Below are 19929 nucleotides of genomic sequence, written 5' to 3'. Positions count from 1 at the left end.
GGCTTCCCGGGGGGAATAGGTTTTGCCTCCCTTAGGAAGCGGGGAAGGCGAACTGCTCGTAGCCGAGCTCCGCCACCCCGAACCAGCGGTACTGCTCTTCCCGGAAGGCCTTCCAGGCCGTGTAGACCTTGCGGTAGGTGGCGTCCTTGGCCGCCTCCTCCTCGTACCAGTCAAAGGCCGCCTTCTGCGCCGCTTTCATGACCTCGGCAGGCCACTTTCTGAGCCGCACCCCGGCCTTGACGAGGCGCTGCAGGGCGGGGGCGTTCACCCGGTCGTACTTGGTCATCATCCACTGGTTGGCCTCCGCCGCCGCCACCTCAAAGGCCTGTTGGTACTCCTTGGGAAGGCGCTGCCACTCCCGGAGGTTCACGTAGAAGGAAAGCATGGGCCCGGGCTCGTGCCAGCCGGGGTAGTAGTAGTAGCGGGCCACCTTGTAGAAGCCAAGCTTCTCGTCGTCGTAGGGGCCCACCCACTCGGCGGCGTCCACCACGCCCCGCTCCAGGGCCGGGTAGATGTCCCCACCCGCCAAGACCTGGGGCACCACGCCCAGGCGGCTCATCACCTGGCCCCCGGGGCCGGGGATGCGCATCTTGAGGCCCTTAAGGTCGGCCAGGGTCTTAATCTCCTTGCGGAACCAGCCCCCCATCTGCACCCCGGTGTTGCCGCCCGGGAACTGGATGATGCCGAAGTCGGCAAAGATGGGGCGGAAGAGCTCAATGCCGCCCCCATGGTACATCCAGGCGTTCTGCTGCCTGGCGGTGAGGCCGAAGGGCACCGCGGTGTCAAAGGCCAGAACCGCAGCCTTCCCCACGAAGTAGTAGCTGGCGGTGTGCCCCACCTCCACCGTGCCCTGTTGCACGGCGTCCATCACCTGAAGCCCCGGCACGATCTCCCCCGCCTGGTAGGCCCGGATCTGGAAACGCCCCCCCGTAAGCGCGGAAACGCGCTCTGCCAAGACCTCCGCCGCCCCGTAGATGGTGTCCAGGCTCTTGGGGAAGCTGGAAGCCAAGCGCCAGCGGACGCTGGGCTGGGCCTGGGCAAAGACCGGACCAAACGCCGCGCTGGCCGCTACGCCGATACCCGCCTTCTTCAAGAAATCACGCCGCTTCATTTTGACCTCCTTCGCGGTCCGGGGGGATTATACCCCACCCCCGGGCCCAAAGTGCAAGCCCCCCGCAACTTTACGCAAGCCCTTGCCCCATCGTAGGCGTTTTAGCCAGGCGAGGCCCCGCGCCCCAGGGCTCAGTAAACATAAAAATACGTTTCTGCCACCTGGTGGCGCATGGCCCTCGAGGCCTCCAGGTAAAGCCTAAGCCGGGCCTCCCAGTCGGTATAAACCCCCTCCAGGCGCACGGCGCCGGGTTCGGTATCGGTGTAGACCGCCCGCACCCGGTGGAAACCGCGAGGGAGCGTGAGGGCGTAGCGGTAAGCCCCCGGGGGCAGGACGTGGGTGCCTCGAGGAAGGTAGAAGCTATCCAGGGTATAGGTGCGGCCATCCGGGTCCACCACCACCAGGCTCACCCAGCCCGGGGAGGCCAAGGTGAGGAAAAACCGCACCTCCTCCCCCACGAAGTACGCGGCCCCCGGCCCGCGGTCCGGCTCAAAGCGCAGGATGGCTGGGGTGAAGTCCAAGCGGTAGGAAAGGGTGAGGCCCTCCAGGGTCACCGCACACCCCGAAAGGAGCCCCGCCAACACCAGGGCCAAAAGGCGCATGCCCACCTCCTCCCTTCAGCCTACGCCCTCCCCCTCGCCCTCGCCTTCAGAAAACCTTAAGGGAGCCTGGGCCACGGGGGCGAAGCGCCGCCGATGAATGGGGGAAGGCCCCAGGGCGAGAAGCGCCCTTTGGTGCTCCTCCGTGCCGTACCCCTTGTGCTGGGCGAAGCCGTAGCCGGGGTAAAGCCGGTCCAGGCCCTCCATCAGGGCATCCCGGTGCACTTTAGCCAGGATGCTGGCCGCCGCCACGGAGGGGCTATTTTGGTCCGCCTTAGGGGGGGCGAGAAGGGGAAGGGAGGTGGGAAGGGGAAGGTAGTCCGTGACCAGGGCCTCAGGGGACAGGGAGAGCGCCCCAAGCGCCCGCTCCGCCGCCAAAAGGGTGGCCTTCAGGACCCCAAGCCGGTCCACCTCTTCCACCTCCGCCACCCCCAGGGCCCAGGCCCAAGCCACCCGTTTCACCTCCGCCGCCAGGCGGGACCGCGCCTTGGGGGTGAGGAGCTTGGAGTCGCGGAAAGGGTAGCGCCCCGGGGGCAGGATCACCGCCCCCACCACGATGGGCCCCGCCCAGGCCCCCCGGCCTGCCTCGTCCAGGCCCGCCACCCGGAGGCCCCTTTGCCAGAAAACGGCCTCTATACCCTCCAAAGCACCCTCCCCATGGAGGCTACCTTAACGCGCCAAGGAGGAAAAAGGGGGTTTTGGGCCTTGCCCGCAAACCATATACTAGGTATAACATTGAAACATGCCAAAGAAACTGGGTTTGCTGGTACTCCTCGGAGTATCCCTGGCGCAGGGTTTTAGCGTCAACACTCCCCTAGGAAGGGCCCAAGGACAGATAGAGAACGGGGCCATCGCTTTCTATGGGCTTCCCTACGCCGAGGCCGAGCGGTTTAGGGCTCCAAGGCCCGTCCTAGCCTGGCCTAAAGGCGTGGGCCAAGCGACGGTAGCCTGCCCGCAAACCCCGGGAATCACGGAATGGTTTGGAGGACCCATTCCCCCCAAGCGGGAGGACTGTCTCGCGCTCAACATTTACCTTCCCCTAGAGACACCTCCACCCGAGGGCTTTCCGGTTATGGTCTTCCTACACGGGGGTGCCTTCACCTCGGGAGCAGGAGCCGAGCCCATCTACCTAGGGCACCGCCTAGCCCAGGAAGGGGTTATGGTGGTAGCCCCCAACTACCGGCTTGGGCCCTTGGGCTTCCTCGCCCTCCCTGCCCTGGCCCAGGAAGACCCCAAAGCCGTGGGCAACTACGGGGTTTTGGACGTCCTCGAGGCCCTGCGCTTCGTCCAGCGCTACGCCCGCCACTTCGGGGGCAACCCCCAAAACGTCACCCTCTTCGGGGAATCCGCCGGAGGGATGATGGTCTGCACCCTCCTCGCCACCCCCGAGGCCCAGGGGCTCTTCCACCGAGCCATCGTCCAATCGGGCGGGTGCAACTACGTACGGCCCCTGGCCGAAGACTTCCCTTTAGGCGAGGCCTGGGCCAAGGCCCGGGGATGCGACCCGAAGGACCTGGCCTGCCTACGAGCCCTCCCTCTGGAAAGGCTCTTCCCTGAGGAACCCACCCTGGAGGCCATGGGCCGCTTCCTCTCCCGGCCCTCCGTCTTCCGCACAAACCCCTTCAAACCCCACCTCTCCCCCCTCCTCCCCCAAGACCCCCGGGAAGCCCTCCGCCAGGGGAAGGCCCGGGGCATCCCTCTCATCGCCGGGGCCAACTTAGAGGAGGTGAGCTTCCCCGCCCTCCAGGGGCTCTTGGCCCCGCGGGGCTGGGAGGAGGCCAAGGAAAGGCTCTTGGCGTCGGGGCTTTCCCAAGCGCAAGCGGAAGCCCTCCTCGCCCTCTACCAAAAGCGCTACCCCAACCCCCAAGCCGCCTGGGGAGGGCTCCAAACCGACCTCACCCTCCTCTGCCCCTCCCTGCAAGTGGCCCGCCTGCAAAGCCCCCACGCCCCCACCTACGCCTACCTCTTCACCTTCCGGGTACCGGGCCTCGAGGGCCTAGGTAGCTTCCACGGCCTAGACCTGGCACCCCTTTTCGGCCACCTGCACACACCCCCCTTCCTTCCCCTCTTCCTCGGCGCCGAAGCCTGGGAGAAGGCGGAAGCCCTCGGTAAGCGGATGCGCCGCTACTGGACGAGCTTTGCCAGGGAAGGGGAACCTCTGGGCTGGCCCCGCTGGCCCCTGTACCGGGAGGGATACCTCCTCAGGCTAGATACCCCAGTGGGACTCCTCCCGGACTTCTACGGGGAACGGTGCGGCCCCCTCGAGGCCCTTGGCCTACTATAGGGGCATGAAGGCCCGCGCCACCTGTCCCCTGGACTGCCCGGACGCCTGTAGCCTCCTCCTCACCCTGGAGGAGGGCCGCCTGGTGCGGGTGGAGGGGGACCCCCGCCACCCCATCACCCAAGGCTTCGCCTGCGCCAAAACCTACCGCTACCCGGAAAGGGTAAAGGAAAGGCTCCTTTACCCCATGCGCCGGGTGGGCCGGAAAGGGGAGGGCCGGTTTGTCCGCATCACCTGGGAAGAGGCCCTGGACGAGATGGCGGAAAGGCTAAAGGCCGTCCTGGACGCCCACGGGGGCGAGGCCGTCCTGCCCTACCACTACGCCGGCACCATGGGCCTTATAGAGAACCAGCACCCCCTGGCCTTCTTCCGGGCCATCGGAGCCTCGGAGCTTTTGGAAACCATCTGCGCCACGGCGGGAAGCGCCGCCTGGGAGATGACCTACGGGCCCCGCCTCGCCCCCGACCCCGAGGACATCCCGGAAAACGCCCGCTACATCCTCCTTTGGGGCATCAATAGCCTCGCCACCCACAGCCACCTCACCCCCTTCCTCAAGGGGGCCAAGGCCCGGGGGGCCAAGGTGGTGCACATTGACCCCTACGCCAACCCCACCTCCCGCTTCGCCCACGAACACTTAAAGATCCGCCCGGGCACGGACGCCGCCCTGGCCTACGCCCTGGCCCACGTGCTCTTCAAGGAGGGCCTGGTGGACTGGGCCTACCTGGAGGAGGCGGCCACCGGCGTGGAGGAATTCCAGAAGGAAGCGGAAAACTGGCCCCCGAGCCGGGCAAGCGCCCTCACCGGCATCCCCGAGGAGGCCATCCTTGGCCTCGCCCGGGAACTGGGCGAGGCCAAGCGGGTCTTCCTGCGGGTGGGCTACGGGATGACCCGCCACCCGGGGGGCGGGAACGCCTTAAGGGCGGTGATCCTCCTCCCCGCCCTCCTCGGGGCCTGGCGGTACCCGGGGTGCGGAGCCATGCTCTCCACCAGCGGGGCCTTTTTCCTCAACCGGCGCTACCTCGGGGGGCGGCACCTCTTGGAGGGCCCCCACCCCCACGAGGGCTACTTCCGCCCCAACCCCAAGGCCCGGGCCATCAACATGAACCAGCTCGGCACCGCCCTCACCGAGCTCCACCCGCCCATCCGCATCCTCTTCGTCTTCAACAGCAACCCCCTGGTGGTGGCCCCCAGTACGGGGAGGGTCAAGGAGGGCTTGGCGCGGGAGGACCTCTTCACCGTGGTCCTGGAACAGGTGATGACGGAAACCGCCCGCTACGCCGACCTCCTCCTCCCCGCCACCTTCTTCTACGAGCACCCGGACCTCTATACGAGCTACGGCCACTACTACCTCTCCTGGAACGAGCCCCTGGCCGAGCCCGAGGGGGAGGCGAGGCCCAACACCTGGGTCTTCCGGGAACTGGCCAAGCGGCTCGGCCTGAAGGAGCCCACCCTCCACTGGGGAGCCGAGGAGGTGGCCCGAAGCCTCCTCGCCGCGGACCACCCCTACCTGAAGGACATCACCCTAGAACGGCTTAAGGAGGAGGGCTTCGTGAAGCTGAACCTCCCCAAGCCCTTCCTCCCCTTCGCCCAGGGCCCCGTGCGCTTTAGCCCCCCTCCCCAGGTCCTCCCCACGGAGCCTCTCCCCGAATACCCCTTGATCCTCCTCACCCCGCCCGCCCACCGCTTCCTCAACACCACCTACGGGAACGTGGAGGCCCTGGTGGCGGCGGAAGGGGGGGAGCCTAGGCTCCTCATCCACCCCCTGGACGCCGAGGCCCGGGGGATACGGGACGGGATGCTGGTCCACATCCGCTCCCCTTGGGGCCGCATCACCCGGAAGGCCCGGGTGAGCGAGGCCCCCAGGCCGGGGGTGGTGGTCCTCGAGGGCACCTGGTGGGAGAAGTGGGCCCCCGACGGCAAGGGGGTGAACCACCTCACCTCGGAAAGGCTCACGGACCTGGGGGTGGGAGCACCTTCCACAGCACCCCCGTGGAGGTGGAGCCCCTGCGCCTCGCCGGATTTGCGCCTGGGCTACAATCCTGCTAGATTGGGAGGGTGCGCGAGGGGGTGCCCAAGAAGCGCTCCGTGGCCCTGGCCGCCTGGGGGGAGGAGGGGCTTCTCTTGGTCCTGCGGCCCCCCGAGGACCCCGAGTTCGGGGGAGCCTGGGGGCTTCCCGCCGTAAGCCTGGAAGGGGAAGAGACCCTGGAGGAGGCCTGCCACCGCGTGGCCCGGGAAAAGCTCGGCACCGCCCTCGCCGAGGCCAGGCCCCTCGCCTTTGGCGTGGAGGAAAGGCCCCGCTACACCCTGGAGCTATGGGTCTTTGAGGGGAGGCTCCTCGCCCCCCCAAAGCTTCCCGCGCCCAAGCCCGGCAAGACCTACTACGCCGCCTTCCGCTATGGCCACCCCGAGGACCTGCGGGAAGCGGCCAAGCGGGGCTCCTTGTGCAGCCGGCTCTACCTGGCGGTGAAAGGGCTTTGCCCATGAAGGAAACCCTGGTCCTGGTCAACCTCTTCCACGAGCTCGCCCTCAAGGGGCAGAACCGACCCCTTTTTCTGAAGAGAGCCAAGGCCCACGTGCGGGAGGCCCTGAAGGGGCTTGGGGCCACCTTGGAGGCGGACTGGGCCATGGCCCTCCTCTTCCGCCTGGAGGAGGGGGCCTGGCCCGAGGCCCAGTCCCGGCTTCAGGACACCCTGGGGGTGGAAAGCTTCGCCCGGGTCCTGCGCACGCCCCCGGACCTCCAGGCCCTCGAGGCCGCTTTGGCGGGGGTCTTGGCGGGAGAGCGCTTCGCAAGCTTCCGCATCACCGCCAAGCGCTCGGACAAGGCCTTCCCCCTCACCTCCCCCGAGATCGAAAGGCGCCTTGGGGCCTTCGTGAAGGAAAGGACCGGGGCCCAGGTGCGGCTTAGGGGGGCGGAAAGGGAGTTCGTGGTGCGCATCCTCCCGGGGGCGGCCCTTTTGGAGGTGGCCCGTTACCCGGGGCCCGGGGGGCTTCCCCCCGGGGTTTCCGGGAAGGTGGTGGCCCTCCTCTCGGGGGGCATAGACTCCCCCGTGGCCGCCTACCGCCTCATGCGCCGGGGGGCGGAGGTGGTCCTCGTCCACTTCCACCCCTTCCCCCTCCTCTCCGGGGCGAGCCGGGAGAAGGCCATGGCCCTGGCCGAGCGCCTCGCCCGCTTCCAGCACCGCATCCGCCTCCACCTCGTCCCCTTCAGCGAGGTGCAGCGGCACATCATCGTGGAGGCCCCCACCCCTTACCGGGTGGTCCTCTACCGCCGCTACATGCTCCGCATCGCCGAGGCCATCGCCAAGGAGGAAGGGGCCTTGGCCCTCTGCACGGGGGACAGCCTGGGCCAGGTGGCCTCGCAGACCCTGGAGAACCTCTATGCGGTGAACCAGGCGGCCACCCTCCCCGTCTTCCGCCCTCTCATCGGCTCCGATAAACAGGAAATCATGGCCGAGGCCAAGCGCATCGGCACCTACCCCATCTCCATCCTCCCCGACGAGGAGTGCTGCACCCTCTTCGCCCCCAAGCACCCCGTGACCCGGGCGCGGCTGGCGGTGGTTTTGGAGGCCGAAAAGCGCCTTCCCACGGAGGAACTCATCGCCCTCGCCCTAAGGGAAAGGGAGGTGGTCACCTACGCCTGGCCGGGGCGAAAGCCCCTTAAAGAGGCGGGGGAGAAGGCTTTTATAATGGAGCATGGACCTCCTCGAGGCTAAAGCCCTCCTGGAACGGGGCAAGACCACCCCCTTGGCCCTTTTGGAAGAGGCCCTGGAAAGGGCCAAGGCCTTCGCCGACCGGAACGCCTTGGCCTACCTGGACGAGGAAGCCGCCCGCAAGGAGGCGGAGGCCCTCACGGAAGAGCTTAGGCAGGGGCGGCCTCGAGGCCCCCTCCACGGCCTCCCCCTCACGGTCAAAGACCTCTTCCCCGTGAAGGGCATGCCCACCCGGGCGGGAACCCGGGCCCCCCTCCCCCCCCTTCCCGAGGAGGCCCAGGCGGTGCGGCGGCTAAGAGAGGCGGGGGCCCTCCTTTTCGCCAAGACCAACATGCACGAGATCGCCCTGGGGATCACGGGGGAAAACCCCTGGACGGGCCCCGTGCGCAACGCCATAGACCCCACCCGCCAGGCCGGGGGCTCCAGCGGCGGGAGCGCCGTGGCCGTGGCCCTGGGCATCGGCCTCGCCTCCTTGGGCACGGACACCGGGGGCTCCATCCGCATCCCCGCCGCCTTCAACGGGGTGGTGGGCTTTAAGCCCTCCTACGGCCGCATCTCCTTGGAAGGGGCCCTGCCCCTTTCCCGCTCCACGGACCACGCCGGGCCCCTCACCCGCACGGTGCGGGATGCCCACTTCCTGGCGGAGATCCTGGCCGGGGAGAGCATCCCCCTCGAGGCCCCGCAAAACCCCACCTTCGGCGTCCCCCTGGACTTCCTGGAGGGAAGGCTGGGCCAGGGGGTAAGGAGGGCCTTCCTCCGCCTTCTGGAGGACCTCCCCACCCTGCGGGCGGAGGTCAAGGAGGTCTCCCTCCCCCTTCAGGGGGTCTACGAGGTCTACACCCGCCTGGTGCGCTACGAGGCCGCCCGCATCCACGAGAAGGCCCTAAGGGAAAACCCCGAGGGCTTCTCCCCCCAGGTGCGGGAGGCCCTCCTCCAGGGGCTTGCCCTCACGGAGAAGGACTACCGCGATGCCGTGGCCGAGCGGGAGGTCCTGCGCCTTTCCCTCATGAAGGCCCTGAGGGGCGTGGACGCCCTCCTCCTCCCCGCCCAACCCCTCCCCGCCCCCCCCTTGGGCACGGAGGAGGTGGAGCTGGAATCGGGCCGCAAGGGCCACCGGGAAGCCTTCATCACCCTCACCCTGCCCTTTAGCCTCCTCGGGGTGCCCACCCTCGCCCTCCCCTTCGCCCGGGTGGAGGGGATGCCCGTGGGGCTCCAGGTGGTGGGGCCCTACGCCGAGGACGGCAAGGTCCTCGCCATCGGGGGCTGGCTGGAAGAGCGCCTAAAGTAGGGCGTAGAGGAGGGCGAGGCTTAGGAGGGTGAGGGGCAGGCCGAGGCGGAGGTGCTCGGCAAAGCCCACCCGCACCCCCTCCTTCCCCGCCCCTCGGCCACGATGAGGTTGGCCACGCTGGCGAGGAGGGTGAGGTTGCCCGCCAGGGTGCTCCCCCCGGCGAGGAGGAGCCAGTCCTTGGGGTCCTGCACCAGGGGGGCGAGGAGGAGGACAGCGGGCACGTTGGAGATGAGGAGGGAAAGGACCACGGCGGCCAGGAGGAGGCCCCAGGGGGTGGCGGCCAAGGGAAGGAGGGCCTCGGCCAGGCCCAGGCGCCTCACCCCCTCCGTGAGGACGAAAAGCCCGCCAAAGAGGACGAGGAGCTCCCAGTCCACCCGGTGGAAGAAGCGCTCGGAGCGAAGCCTCCGGGTGAAGAGGAGAAGCCCCGCCGCCACCAGGGCCCCCTGGGCCATGGGGTAGCCGAGGAGGAAGGCCAAGAGGAGGCCCAAGGCCACAGAAAGGCCCTTCCTTAAGAGGGCCGGGTGCAGGCGGTAGCGGAGGGGGGGAAGGGGCGGAAGGGGCCTTAGGGAGCGCACTTCCGGGTAGAGGAAGGCGAGGAGGAGGACCTGGAGGCAAAGCCCCAGAAGGGCGGGAAGCCAAAGGGCCCGGACAAAGTCCAGGTAGGCCAAACCGGAAAGGCTCGCCACCACGATGTTCTGGGGGTTGCCCGTGGGGGTCATGAGGCTTCCCGTGTTCACCGCCCCCATGAGGGCGAGGAGGTAGGGCACCGGGTTCAGGCCTAGCCCCTGGGCCACGCGCGCCACCAGGGGGGTGAGGAGGAGGGCCATGGTGTCGTTGAGGAAGAGGGCGGAAAGCCCCCCGGCCCCCAGGGTGAGGAGGACGAGGAGGGCGAAGGGGGTCCGGGCCAGGCGCAAGAGGGCTTCCGCCACGAGGCCGAAGAAGCCGGCGTAGGAAAGCTGGGCGTTGAGGACCATGACCCCGAAGAGGAAGACCAGGGTCTCGGCGTCCAGGGCGTGCCAGGCCTCCTCCAGGTCCAAAACCCCAAGGAGGACCAGAAAGCTCGCCCCCACCAGGGCCACCCCCGCCCGGTTCATGCGGAAGCCGGGTAGCCCCCCCAGGGCAAGGCCCAGGTAGGCCAGGAGGAGGACGAGGGCGCTAAGGGCCTCCATAGAGCCGGGCCTCGAGGCGGGCCTTCACCTGGGGCCATTCCTCCCGCAGGAGGCTATAGACCACGTCGTCGCGAAAGCTCCCGTCGGGAAGCCTGCGGTTTCTCCGCAACACCCCTTCCCGCACCGCCCCCAAGGACTCCAGGGCCCTTTGGCTCCGCTCGTTTTGCAGGTTCACCTTGAACTGGACCCGCTCCGCCCCCAGCACCTCAAAGGCGTGGCGGAGGAGGAGGTACTTGGCCTCCTTGTTGGCGGGGCTTCCCCAGAAGGGCTTGAAGATCATGGTGCCGATCTCCAGCTTCAGGTGTTCGGGCTCCGGGGCGATGACGGAGATGCGCCCCGCCAGGGCTTCCCCTAAATAGACCGCCCAGTTCACCCGGCCGGGCTCGGAGAGGAGGGCCTCCAGGTGGGCCCTTAGGGCTTCCTCCGTGGGGGCCAGGGGAATGCGGCTTAGGAAGCGGTAGACCTCGGGGTCATACTGGGCGAGGAAGCCGGGGAGATGGCTGAGGCTTAGGGGTTCTAGGCGCACGTACCGCCCAGCCAGGCGCTCGGGGAAGGTCCACATGGACCCATTATGCTGGGGAAGGTGGAGACGCTAAAAGCGGTCCTCGCCCTCCTCCACCTCCCCCACCGGGGAAGCGCCACGCCCGAGGAGGCCGAGGCCTTCCGCCGCCTAAGGGCGTTCTTGGAGGCGAGGGGAGAAGCGGTGGAGACCCTACCCTTCCGGGGGGTGAGAAGCTACGGCCCCGAACTCTTTGGCATCAGCCTCCTCCTCGCCCTAAGCCCCCTTTCCCCCATCTTCCCCCTCCTTGGGGCCCTGGCCTTCTCCCTCTACTTTCAGGGGTATCGGCCTTGGGGCTTCCTCTTGGACCGCCACCCCTCGCAAAACCTCCTGGCCTGGAAGGGCGAGGGAAAAAGGGCCCTGGTCCTCCTGGCCCACGTGGACACCGCCAAGACCTTCTTCCTCTACCACCCCAAGCGGGTGAGGGGCTTCCGGCAAAACTTCCTCCTCAACGCCACCCTGGCCTTCCTGAGCCCCCTCCTCGCCCTCACGCCCCTCAAGTGGCCCCTTGGCCTTTACTTCCTCCTCCAGGCGGGCCTTCTCCTTTACCGGGAGGTAAGGGCGCCCTACGTGGAAGGGGGGAACGACAACGCCAGCGGGGTGGCGGTGGCCACGGCCCTTTTCCTGGAAACCGAACCGCCCAAGGGATGGCGGCTTGGCCTCGCCCTCACGGGGTGCGAGGAGGTGGGGGCGCTGGGGGCCAAGGCCCTCGCCCGCCACCTGCCTCCGGGAACCCTCGTCCTCAACCTGGACAACGTGGGCCGGGGGGAGCTCTTTTACGCCGAGGGGGAGGGGATGCTCCGCTACACCCCTTACCGCGGGCCCCTCTTGGAGGCCGCCCGCAGGACCCCCGGGGCCAGGCCCCTCCGCTACCGCCTGGCCTACTTTGACGCCCTGCCCCTGGCGCAAAGGGGCTTTCCCACCCTCACCCTCATCCGCCTGGATGGGGGCGTGCCCCCCGACTGGCACTGGCCCACGGACACCTTCGCCCGGCTGGACCTCAACGCCTTGGCGGAGACGCTAACCTACGGCCAGGCCCTCCTGGCCCGGGTGTGGGGAAGCTCTTGGGACGGGGTCCTGGCCTAGGCAAACCCCGGCTCCTGGCCGAGAAGGGCCAAAAACGCCTCCGCACCCTGCACCATGGAGCCCCACCAGTCCGTAGCGGTCTGGGCTCCTAGGCCCAGGTACTTCACCCAGAGGGCGGCCAAGGCCTCCGCCCCCATCCCGCCGTGGCGAAGCTGAGGGATTAAGCGGACGCAAAAGTCTTCGTCTGGGAAAAGCCCGTGCCATTCGGGGTGCGCGTCCAAGAAGGCGCGGCGGGCCCGGCACAGGCCCGGCACCTCCTTGCGGCACAGAAAAGCGTGCCAAAACCTCCTAAAGCCCACCCCCCTAACCCCCAAGGCTTCCCGGAGGAGCCTTTCCCTTTCTGCTTCCGACCTCAGGGCCGCCTGCCGCTCGTGAACCGCCGCCGCCAGGGGAAAAGGATCAGGAAACCACATACACCCTCCGGAGAAACCCTCCCCGGATTTGCCCAAGGCAATTCCCCCTAAACCTGGCCGGCAATGGCCGGCCCACCGCAACCTGGAATCCCATACCCCCCTCCTTGTTCCCGCAACCAATGGGTTGCTCTACCCAGGATAGGCGGGAAGGGCCAGGTTTGCGTTAGCTTCTACCCCAAGAAAAAGCTTCCCAGCTGGGCTGGGAAGCTCTAGCGAAGGGCAACCCCGCCTACCGAACCGCCCCGGCGAACTTCCAGACCGCCCCGCTGCCCGGGGCCCCCACGCCGTTCACCGTCACGTAAAGGTCGCCGCTTGGGGTGATGGCCAAGGCCGTGGGGAAGGCAAGCCCGTCCACCACCACCTCAAAGCCCCCAGGCCGCACCCGGAGCACCGCCCCGGTACCTGGGATAGGCCCCCGCTCCCCGGTTTCCGCAAAGCGCACGGCATAAAGCTGGCCGTCTGGCCCCTCCTGAAGGTCGGTGAGCATGGTGGCCCCGGCGGCGTAATCGCTCACCTTGCCCCCCTCCACCTTCACCACCTTGGCGGCTCCCTTAAGAAAGGGGCCACCCGAAAGCAGGCTCACGTAGAAGACCCCGTTTTTCACCACCACCGCTGTGGGCACGGGGTCCATCTCCTGGGCTCCACCCCGGGCAGGGTTAGCGAAGGGGCCCGGCAAGCCGGCGAAGGTCGCCACCAGACGTACCGCCCCAGTGGAGGGGTTGACCCGCAGAAGGGCGTTGGCCCCGGCGTCGGTCACGTAGACGTAGCCATCGCCCCCCACGGTCAGGCCGTAAGGGTGGGAGTCCAAGTGGTAACCATCCGGGTTTTGGGCTTTCTCAAAGGCCCAAAGGTCCGCTACCTTCTCGGGCCCCTGAGGCCCTACCCGGGCCACCACCGCCATGAGGGGCATGGGGTCCATGCTCGCCTGGTTCCAGCCCCCGCTGGTGACCAAAAGCCCGCCCAACCAGGCCAGCCTCGAGGCCCCGCTGGACTCCTGACCAAAAGCCACGGAGGGGAAGCGGGCCACTTCCTCAAGGGCCCCATCGGGTTCCAAGCGCAAGACCCGGGAGGTGGCGCCCATGCGGGCCAACACCTTCTCCCCTGTTTCCGGATTTATCGCCTCCACCTCGGTATCCCCGCCCAGACCGTATTCCACCACATAAAGCCGCCCATCGGGGGCAAAGAGCAGCCCCATGGGCCCGTTCAAACCGGTAATGACCGGCACTCCCTGGGCGGCCACCGCCAAGCCCAGGACCAGAAATGCTCCTGCCCATAGCTTTCCCATAATGCTCCTTCCTCAGGCAACCCACCTGGGCCGCACCTTTGAGGTTAAAAGGGTTGACGTTAGGACTGCGTCACCTTTTAACCGCGCCGCAGGAACTCTCCTGGGGTCGGAGGTAGGTCCAGGCCCACTTCCTGGAAACGGCGTTTCGCCTGAAGGTATACCTCGTCCAAAGCGCTCATGGAGCCCAAAGCCTCCAGATTACGCAAGAGAAGCCTCAAGGTTTCCTGGTCGTAAGGCTCCTCCTGCAAAATCCAGAAAAGAAGGCGGCAAGCCTCTAGCGGTTCTACCCGCCCTGCCGCCTCCAGGGCCCTACGGTACACCCGGGCCCAAAGGAGCCGGTCCGTGCCCAGGCCATCCAAATACGGACCCCGCCAAAACCCCGGTTGGGGACTCGCCAAGAAGGTTTCCAGGTCGGAGACCACCCTTTTCCCCAAGGCGTACAAAGTACCCCTTCGCTCAATGACGTCCAGCCCAAACTGCTGGCGCAACGCAAAAATCAGTTCCCGCAGCGCTCCAAAAGCCCTGGCCTCCTCTTGGCCAGGATAGAGGAGGTCCTCTAGGTCAAGAGGGGGAAGCCCAATTCGCCCAGCGGCCCTGGCCTCCAGGAGGCCTACCAAAAGCGCCCGTCGCCGCCGGCCCCGCAGGGGAAGCCCTCCTAGGGATAAGGGTCCAAGAACCTGGAACCAAAGGGGGAAATGGGCCGGCCACGGCGCTGATAGCCACGCCGCCGAACCCGCCCACACCCGCCACCCGGTGCCCACACCTAGCCTCTCCCCTGAGCTTAGCACCGGAACCGAAAGCCCTTAGTATACGAAGCGCTCCACCTCCTGCAAGAACCAGAGCTCATGGCCGACGACCCCCGACTGGCGCATCGCCTCCCGGAGTTCCGAAGAACGGGCGAACGCACGTGCGCCCTCGGCGGTGGGGAAATGGTGGATCACCCATACCGCATGGGCGTCCGTGGCGTCCCGGAGAACCACAGAGGAGTCCACGCCCTTTTCCCGCCGCATATCCGCAAATTGGTCGTAAACCTGTTTCCAGGCGTCAAAATCGTTCACCTGCAATTTGACCACAACCCCCTTTCGGATATTCAATGCATACCCCTTGACAAGCCAAAGGAAAAGGGGCGCTTGGTGAGCTGTGGAAGCACACCAGACGCCCCTTCCATCCTACCCTGCCCTGGAGGAACTGGTCCCCTGCTCCAGGCATGGCTCCAAGCCCGCTTGCCAGAAGGGAGAGAAACCCGGCAGGCCCAGGACCTTCTCCGACCTCAGCCTCTTTCTCTTCCACCTGGTCCGCGCCCTCCTGGGCTTCTCCAGCGAACGCATGCGCCGGGAACTGGCCCGCAACCCTAGGCTCCGCAAGCGCCTCGGTCTAGAGCGCGTTCCCTCCTCTGCCACCCTCAGCGAGCGGAGCCGGAAGCTACCCTGGCCCCTCCTGCGGGGAGGGAAGCGGGTGGGCCGGGGGAGGCGGGTGCTGGCCATGGACGCCACCCTTCTCCCCGCCCAGAGGTCGGATGGGGAGGCGGCTTGGGGCGTGGGCTCGGATGGGGGCTGGGTTTATGGGTACAAGCTCCACCTCCTCGTGGACCTGGACACGGGGGAGGTGCTGGCCCTACGGGTGACCCCGGCCTCATGGCACGACTCCCCGGTGGGGCGGGGGATGCTCTGGGGGTGGAGAGGTTTCCTGGGGAGAAGCCCCCCGTGGTGGTGGCGGACGCGGCCTACGAGGGGGAAGCCAACTTTCGGTTGACGAGGAGGCGAGGGATGCTTCTGGTGACGGGGCATAACCGGAGACGGGGAAGGCCAAAGGGAGGGGCGGCTTTTGAACCTGCGGCGGCGGGGAGAGGTGCGTACCGGAGGCTTTTGGGGCGGCGGTGGGAGCTGGAGACGGTCTTTGGTCTGCTGAAGGGGCCGATGGGCTGGTGGGGGCGGTGGGGAGGGTACGGGGGCTGAAGGCGGTGGCCCTGCAAGTGGAAGCTTGGGTGATGGCCTGGAGCGTGGTGGCCCAGCTTCTTGGGCAGGCGGGTCTGCCCATCACCCGGGTGTTGCGGGCGGTGGCGTGAGGTGAGTACGCAGGTGAATATCCGAAAAGGGGGTTGACCACAAATGAAGTCATGCCAAACCCCTTTCCCGCCCTTAAGGCCCCTTTAGGGTAGAGGGAAGGGCGTTAGGTTTGCGTTATCCTGCCCTTCTCCGGTGTGGTACTTTGAGGCAAATGTTCCGCGTGGGCATCCTCACGGTCTCCGACAAGGGCTTCCGCGGCGAGCGGGAGGACATCACCCACCTGGCCCTGCGGGAGGCCCTCAAGGGGGGGCCCTACGAGGTGGTGGCCTACGAGGTGGTGCCCGACGAGCCCCCCATGATCAAGAAGGTGCTCCGGCTTTGGACCGACCGGGAGGGTTTAGACCTCATCCTCACCAACGGGGGCACGGGCCTGAGCCCCCGGGACCGGACCCCCGAGGCCACCCGGGAGGTCTTGGAGCGGGAGGTGCCGGGCCTTCCCGAACTCATGCGCCTGAAGGGCCTGGAGAAAACCCCCATGGCCGCCCTCTCCCGGGGGGTGGCGGGGGTGCGGGGCAGGACCCTCATCCTGAACCTGCCGGGAAGCCCCAAGGGGGCGCGGGAGTCCCTGGAGGCGGTGCTGCCCGTGTTGCCCCACGCCCTGAGCCTGGTCACGGGCAAGGTCTGGCGGGAGGGGCACCATGAGTAGGGTGCCGGAGCCCTCCGTCTTCCTGGTGGTGGACGAGGCCAAGCGAAGGGCCCGGGAAAGGGGGGTAGAGCTCATAGACCTCTCCATCGGCTCCACGGACCTCCCGCCCCCAGAAGCCCCCCTCATGGCCCTACGGGAGGCCCTCTCCGACCCCAGGACCTACGGCTACTGCCTAAAAAGCTGCACCCTACCCTTCCTGGAAGCGGCCACCACCTGGTACCAAGGGCGCTACGGCGTACCCCTAGACCCCAAGCGGGAGGCCCTGGCCCTCATCGGCAGCCAAGAGGGCCTCGCCCACCTCCTCCTCGCCCTCACGGAACCGGAAGACCTCCTCCTCCTCCCCGAGGTGGCCTACCCGAGCTACTTCGGTGCCGCCCGGGTGGCCTCCCTAAGGACCTACCCCATCCCCTTGCGTCCAGACGGCCTCGCCGACCTGAAGAGGGTGCCGGAGGCCGTCCTGCGGGAGGCTAAGGTCCTCCTCCTCAACTACCCCAACAACCCCACGGGGGCGGTGGCCGACTGGGGGTACCTGGAGGAGGCCCTGGCCCTGGCGAAGCGGTACGGGCTTTGGCTCATCCACGACAACCCCTACGTGGACCAGGTCTACGAGGGAGAGGCCCCTTCCCCCTTGGCCCTCCCCGGGGCCAAGGAGCGGGTGGTGGAGTTCTTCTCCCTCTCCAAGAGCTACAACCTGGCGGGCTTCCGCCTGGGCTTCGCCTTGGGAAGCGAGGAGGCCATAGGGCGGCTAGAGCGGGTGAAGGGGGTCATAGACTTCAACCAGTACGCCGGCATCCTGCGCCTGGGGGTGGCGGCCCTCCAGACCCCGAGGGAGGTCACCCGGGGCTATGCCCAGGTCTACCGGGAAAGGGCCCTGGGAATGGCGCGGGCGCTGGAGGGGGCCCTGGCGCTTCTGCCCCCCCGGGCCACCATGTACCTCTGGGGCAGGTTGCCCCAGGGGGTGGACGACCTGGACTTCGCCCTGCGCCTGGTGGAACGGGGCGTGGCCTTGGCCCCAGGCCAAGGCTTTGGCCCTGGGGGAAGGGGTTTTGTCCGCATCGCCCTGGTGCGGCCCCTGGAGGACCTCCTCCGGGCAGCCCGGATCATCCGGGAAGCCCTCTAGCCTACTGCCAGCGCTCCTCGGGGGGAAGCCCCAAAAGGCGCCGCTTCACCTCCCCCACCAGGTAGAGGCTTCCCGCCACCACCGCGCGGGGCCCTAGGGCAAGCGCCCTTTCTAGGGCCTTTAAGGGGTCCTCCTCCACCTCCGCCCCGGGGAAAAGGGGAAGGAGGGCCCTTGGGTCCTCGCACCGGGGGGAGGCGTAGCGGGTGAGGACCACGGGGCCGAGGCCAAGGAGGGCCTCCGCCATGGGGGCGTGAACCTTGCCCTTGGTAAAGGCGAGGACGAAGGCGGCGGGGAGAAGCCCGTGGAAGCGGAGCGCTTCCCGCAGGGCCAGGGCGCCTTCCGGGTTGTGGGCCCCGTCCAGGAGGACCTCCTTCCCCCCTAGGCTCAGCCTTTCCAGCCTGCCCGGGTTCTCCGTACGGGCCAGGCCCCTTTCCACAGCGTCCCACCCCGCTCCCAAAAGCCTTCCCCCCACCGCCGCCAGGGCCAGGTTTTCCGCCTGGTAGGGGCCGAGGAGGGGAGCTTGGAAGCGCCGCCCCTCCCCTCTAAGGGCCAGGGTGAAGGCGAGGCCCATAGGGGTGGGGGCCACCTCCCCCACGTGGAAGTCCTCCCCCAGGACCCAAAGGGGGGTGCCGAGGGCCCGGGCCTGGGCCTTGAGCTCCTCCAAGCCTTCCCCCCGGGCGGCGGTGAGGGCGGGGACCCCTTGGCGGAAAATCCCTGCCTTCTCCCGGGCCACGTCCCTCAGGGTGGGCCCCAGGACCTCCAGGTGGTCGTGGCCGATGTTGGTGACGAGGGCAAGGGTGGGCTCGGCGGCGTTGGTGGCGTCCAACCTTCCCCCCAGGCCCACCTCGAGGACCGAAAACCCCACCCCCTCCTGGGCGAAGTAGAGGAGGGCCAAAGCGGTGGTGGCCTCAAAGAAGCTCGCCCCCACCGCCTCGGCGTGGGGGCGGACCTCCTCCAGGAGGGAGAGGAGGCGGGCCTCGGGAATGGGCTCCCCCGTGAGGGCGATGCGCTCCCGGAAGGCCACCAGGTGGGGGCTCGTGTAAAGCCCCACCCTAAAGCCCGCCTCCTCCAGGATGGCGGCGAGGGCCCGGGCGGCGGTGCCCTTCCCGTTCGTCCCCCCCACCAGGGCCACGGGGTAGGCCTCCTGGGGGTTGCCCAAGCGGGCCAGGAGGGCCCGGATGCGCTCCAGGCCCAGGGTCACCACCCCCTGGCGGGCGTAGAGCCAGGCCAAGGGGTCCATCTAGCCCCTGGGGGCCGCCTTGCAAGTGGGGCAGAGCCCCCTAAAGGCCACCTCGGCCGCCCGCACCTCCACCCCGGGGTGGGCCTCCTGGGCCAAGGTCACCAAATCGGGAAGCGCCACCTCCAGGTCCACGATGGCCCCACAGGCCTCGCAGATGAGGTGCAGGTGGGGGTGGAGGTTGGCGTCGTACCGGGTGGCCTCCCCCGCCTTGGTGATGGGCACCAGATACCCCTCCGCCACCAGGGCCTCGAGGGTGCGGTACACCGTGCCCAGGCTCACCTTGGGCACCACCTTGCGCACCTCCTGGTAGATCCAGGCGGCGTCCGGGTGGTGGTGGGCCTTTTGCACCACCTCCAGGATGGCCTTGCGCTGGCGGGTCAGACGCTTCAGCGCCATCAGCCCCACTATACCCCAAACCCCACTAAACCGCTCGGGTTTGGGCGAGGATCTCCCGCCCCCCCTGTTCCAGGACGTCTTGGGCGAGCTCCAGTCCCAGCTCCTCCGCCTCCGAGGCGTCCCCCTCAATCTCCGCCCGGATGAAGCTCTTGCCATCGGGGGAGAAGAGCCCGCCTTCCAACACCAATGTGCCGTCCTCCGCCACCTGGGCCAAGGCCCCCACAGGGGCCAGGCAACCCGCCCCAAGGCCCTTGAGGAAGGCCCTCTCCGCCCGCACCCGGTCGTGGGAGGGGTGGTGGTGGAGGGCGTAGCAGAGCTCCTCCGCCAGGTCATCCCCCTGCCGCACCTCCAGGGCCAAGGCCCCCTGGCCCGGGGCAGGGAGCATCACCTCGGGCTCCAGGAACTGGTCAATGCGGTTCCTGAGGTCCAGCCGCAAAAGCCCCGCCGCCGCCAGGACGATGCCGTCGTACTCCCCGTTGCCTAGGGCGGCCAAGCGGGTGTCCACGTTCCCCCTCAGCTCCCTCACCAACAAATCCGGCCGGTGGGCGAGAAGTTGCGCCTTGCGGCGCACGGAGCTCGTGCCCACCACCGCCCCTTGGGGCAGGTCCTCCAGGCGCTTGTAGGCCCTGCCCAGGAAGACGTCCCGGGGGTCCTGCCGCCGGGGAATGGCGGCGATCTTGAGTCCTGGGGGCTCCTCCGTGGGCAGGTCCTTGAGGGAGTGCACGGCGATGTCAATCTCCCGGGAGAGCAGGGCCTCCTGAAGCTCCTTGACGAAGATGGCCTGCTCCCTAGGGTCCGCCCCCTGGTCCCCCCGGGTCTTCACCGTCTTGACCTTAAACTCCGCCTCGGGCCAGCTCTCCTTGAGGCGCTCCACCACCCACCGGGTCTGGGCCAGGGCGAGGGCGCTGCCCCGGGTTCCCACCACGATGACGCGCATACTTTCCCATACTACACGGAAGG

Annotated in this window: 21 protein-coding genes and 2 pseudogenes; 11 read left to right on the top strand and 12 right to left on the bottom strand. The window is 68.1% G+C overall.

What is annotated here, in order from left to right; genetic code table 11:
• Positions 1-31: 31 nt before the first annotated feature.
• From A0O31_RS05925 to A0O31_RS05915, 3 genes are all read right to left on the bottom strand, one after another.
• Complete coding sequence (locus A0O31_RS05925) at positions 32-1111, bottom strand: TRAP transporter substrate-binding protein (RefSeq protein WP_071677070.1); 1080 nt, start codon at positions 1109-1111, stop codon at positions 32-34.
• 131 nt (positions 1112-1242) lie between these two features.
• Complete coding sequence (locus A0O31_RS05920) at positions 1243-1713, bottom strand: DUF4384 domain-containing protein (RefSeq protein WP_071677069.1); 471 nt, start codon at positions 1711-1713, stop codon at positions 1243-1245.
• 15 nt (positions 1714-1728) lie between these two features.
• Positions 1729-2355 carry a ribonuclease HII gene (locus A0O31_RS05915; RefSeq protein WP_071677068.1) on the bottom strand — a complete coding sequence of 209 codons (627 nt, stop codon included), beginning with the start codon at positions 2353-2355 and terminating at the stop codon, positions 1729-1731.
• Between the two features lie 97 nt (positions 2356-2452).
• Here A0O31_RS05915 and A0O31_RS05910 point away from each other — a divergent pair, with 97 nt between their 5' ends.
• From A0O31_RS05910 to A0O31_RS05890, 5 genes and pseudogenes are all read left to right on the top strand, one after another.
• Positions 2453-3994, top strand: a complete 1542-nt coding sequence (locus A0O31_RS05910) for a carboxylesterase/lipase family protein (RefSeq protein WP_071677067.1) — start codon at positions 2453-2455, stop codon at positions 3992-3994.
• Between the two features lie 4 nt (positions 3995-3998).
• A pseudogene (locus tag A0O31_RS05905) lies at positions 3999-6037 on the top strand (molybdopterin-containing oxidoreductase family protein).
• 21 nt (positions 6038-6058) lie between these two features.
• A complete protein-coding gene (locus A0O31_RS05900) occupies positions 6059-6475 on the top strand; it encodes an NUDIX hydrolase (RefSeq protein WP_084720337.1) in 417 nt (138 codons plus the stop codon).
• Positions 6472-7704 (top strand): tRNA uracil 4-sulfurtransferase ThiI, encoded by a 1233-nt coding sequence (thiI, locus tag A0O31_RS05895; RefSeq protein WP_071677065.1) that lies wholly within the window; start codon positions 6472-6474, stop codon positions 7702-7704. The genes A0O31_RS05900 and thiI overlap by 4 nt, the downstream gene beginning before the upstream one ends.
• Positions 7685-8989, top strand: coding sequence for an amidase (locus A0O31_RS05890; protein WP_071677064.1), 1305 nt, complete (start codon positions 7685-7687; stop codon positions 8987-8989). The genes thiI and A0O31_RS05890 overlap by 20 nt, the downstream gene beginning before the upstream one ends.
• On the opposite strand, the pseudogene A0O31_RS05885 reads toward A0O31_RS05890, so the two are convergent.
• Both A0O31_RS05885 and A0O31_RS05880 read right to left on the bottom strand, forming a co-directional pair.
• Positions 8981-10158: pseudogene (locus A0O31_RS05885) on the bottom strand (SLC13 family permease). The gene A0O31_RS05890 and the pseudogene A0O31_RS05885 sit on opposite strands and share 9 nt — an antisense overlap.
• Positions 10145-10720, bottom strand: coding sequence for a GNAT family N-acetyltransferase (locus tag A0O31_RS05880; protein WP_071677063.1), 576 nt, complete (start codon positions 10718-10720; stop codon positions 10145-10147). The pseudogene A0O31_RS05885 and the gene A0O31_RS05880 overlap by 14 nt, the downstream one beginning before the upstream one ends.
• A 9-nt stretch (positions 10721-10729) precedes the next feature.
• Between A0O31_RS05880 and A0O31_RS05875 the strand changes: the two genes are divergently transcribed.
• A complete protein-coding gene (locus tag A0O31_RS05875) occupies positions 10730-11803 on the top strand; it encodes a M28 family metallopeptidase (protein ID WP_203226788.1) in 1074 nt (357 codons plus the stop codon).
• Here A0O31_RS05875 and A0O31_RS05870 read toward each other — a convergent pair.
• The 4 genes from A0O31_RS05870 to A0O31_RS05855 all read right to left on the bottom strand — a co-directional run bounded on the left by A0O31_RS05870 (position 11800) and on the right by A0O31_RS05855 (position 14574).
• Positions 11800-12216, bottom strand: a complete 417-nt coding sequence (locus tag A0O31_RS05870; RefSeq protein WP_071677062.1) for a hypothetical protein — start codon at positions 12214-12216, stop codon at positions 11800-11802. The two genes, A0O31_RS05875 and A0O31_RS05870, sit on opposite strands and share 4 nt — an antisense overlap.
• Before the next feature lie 229 nt (positions 12217-12445).
• Complete coding sequence (locus A0O31_RS05865; RefSeq protein WP_071677061.1) at positions 12446-13501, bottom strand: ScyD/ScyE family protein; 1056 nt, start codon at positions 13499-13501, stop codon at positions 12446-12448.
• Positions 13502-13578: 77 nt separating this feature from the next.
• Complete coding sequence (locus tag A0O31_RS05860) at positions 13579-14118, bottom strand: hypothetical protein (RefSeq protein WP_071677060.1); 540 nt, start codon at positions 14116-14118, stop codon at positions 13579-13581.
• 186 nt (positions 14119-14304) lie between these two features.
• On the bottom strand, positions 14305-14574 hold the full coding sequence (locus A0O31_RS05855) for a hypothetical protein (protein WP_084720309.1): 270 nt from the start codon (positions 14572-14574) through the stop codon (positions 14305-14307).
• 67 nt (positions 14575-14641) lie between these two features.
• Between A0O31_RS05855 and A0O31_RS05850 the strand changes: the two genes are divergently transcribed.
• From A0O31_RS05850 to A0O31_RS05840, 5 genes are all read left to right on the top strand, one after another.
• Entirely contained in the window at positions 14642-15253 is a 612-nt protein-coding gene (locus tag A0O31_RS05850; protein ID WP_071677059.1) for a transposase, read from the top strand.
• Between the two features lie 14 nt (positions 15254-15267).
• On the top strand, positions 15268-15456 hold the full coding sequence (locus A0O31_RS13055; RefSeq protein WP_237258967.1) for a hypothetical protein: 189 nt from the start codon (positions 15268-15270) through the stop codon (positions 15454-15456).
• Positions 15435-15566, top strand: a complete 132-nt coding sequence (locus A0O31_RS13445) for a hypothetical protein (RefSeq protein WP_257786031.1) — start codon at positions 15435-15437, stop codon at positions 15564-15566. The genes A0O31_RS13055 and A0O31_RS13445 overlap by 22 nt, the downstream gene beginning before the upstream one ends.
• Positions 15567-15718: 152 nt before the next feature.
• On the top strand, positions 15719-16213 hold the full coding sequence (locus A0O31_RS05845; RefSeq protein WP_071677058.1) for a MogA/MoaB family molybdenum cofactor biosynthesis protein: 495 nt from the start codon (positions 15719-15721) through the stop codon (positions 16211-16213).
• Complete coding sequence (locus A0O31_RS05840; RefSeq protein ID WP_071677057.1) at positions 16206-17333, top strand: aminotransferase class I/II-fold pyridoxal phosphate-dependent enzyme; 1128 nt, start codon at positions 16206-16208, stop codon at positions 17331-17333. Before A0O31_RS05845 ends, A0O31_RS05840 begins: the two co-directional genes overlap by 8 nt.
• Position 17334: 1 nt before the next feature.
• Here the strand turns inward: A0O31_RS05840 and A0O31_RS05835 are convergent, their stop codons facing one another.
• Genes A0O31_RS05835 through hemC form a run of 3 tightly spaced genes read right to left on the bottom strand, consistent with a single transcriptional unit; the run spans position 17335 to position 19906 of the window.
• Positions 17335-18573 carry a bifunctional folylpolyglutamate synthase/dihydrofolate synthase gene (locus A0O31_RS05835; RefSeq protein WP_071677056.1) on the bottom strand — a complete coding sequence of 413 codons (1239 nt, stop codon included), beginning with the start codon at positions 18571-18573 and terminating at the stop codon, positions 17335-17337.
• A complete protein-coding gene (gene perR, locus A0O31_RS05830) occupies positions 18574-18969 on the bottom strand; it encodes a manganese-dependent transcriptional regulator PerR (protein WP_071677055.1) in 396 nt (131 codons plus the stop codon).
• Positions 18970-18994: 25 nt separating this feature from the next.
• Positions 18995-19906, bottom strand: coding sequence for a hydroxymethylbilane synthase (gene hemC, locus A0O31_RS05825; protein WP_071677054.1), 912 nt, complete (start codon positions 19904-19906; stop codon positions 18995-18997).
• Between the last annotated feature and the right edge of the window lie 23 nt (positions 19907-19929).

The sequence above is a fragment of the Thermus brockianus genome (assembly GCF_001880325.1).
GTDB classification, from domain to species: Bacteria; Deinococcota; Deinococci; order Deinococcales; family Thermaceae; genus Thermus; species Thermus brockianus.
The sequence above is the reverse complement of the archived record's forward strand: the minus strand, read 5'-3'. Positions and strand labels throughout refer to the sequence as shown.